Origin of the sequence: Bariatricus sp. SGI.154, from assembly GCF_050313795.1 — a bacterium.
Lineage (GTDB): Bacteria > Bacillota > Clostridia > Lachnospirales > Lachnospiraceae > CAMBRQ01.
Window position 1 is genome coordinate 1 of the sequence record NZ_JBNPMC010000086.1, and the last position, 804, is coordinate 804.

Annotated in this window: 1 protein-coding gene; it reads left to right on the forward strand. The window is 43.3% G+C overall.

The window, feature by feature from the left end:
* A partial coding sequence (locus tag ACQRBN_RS17445) for a LysR family transcriptional regulator (protein WP_427740364.1) occupies positions 1-804 on the forward strand: 804 nt, incomplete at both ends.

Genomic DNA, 804 nt, shown 5'->3' on the forward strand with positions numbered 1-804 from the left:
GTATCTCTTATGATTGAAATATATCTCTTGGAACATCTGCTGGCTTTCAATGAATATGGCACATTATCTGCCGCAGCAGAACATCTGAACATTGCACAGCCTTCACTTTCCCGCTCTATGCAGAAGTTGGAAGGGACTCTGAATGTGACTTTATTCGAGAGACAGAAGAACCGTATTATATTGAATGAAACCGGAAAACTTGCCGCCGAATATGCGAGACGCATACTGGATATGGAATCAGAGATGGAACGTCATATCCGTGCATTCGACCGGAGCCAGCATACGCTGACGATTGGCAGCTGCGCTCCCGGTCCGCTTATGGTTCTTCTTCCGAAAGCAGCCGGAAGTTTTTCTGATATGACCGTTTCTTCTGCGATAGATACGGAAGATAATTTAATAAAGGGATTAAGAAATTCTGAATATAATATAATCATTCTCTCTAAACCTCTGGAACATGAAGATATATACTGCAAAAAATACTGTACAGAGCAGCTCTATCTTTCAGTCACGCCCTTTCATCCTGCCGCTTCCTATCAGAAAGTATCTTTTGCCGACATGGATGGACAGAATTTCATTATGTATGCACATGTAGGATTCTGGGAGGATATCGTTCGTGAGAAGATGCCGCATGCGAAGTTCTTTAAGCAAGAGGATATGGAGGCAGTGGGTGAACTGGCTCGCTTTTCTGATCTTCCGTCTTTCGCCAGTGATATTACTTTGAAGACTATGGAATCCAGGCACAATAACCGAATCCATATTCCTTTTTCTGACTCGGAAAGCCTTGCGGCTTATTATCTGGTCTGC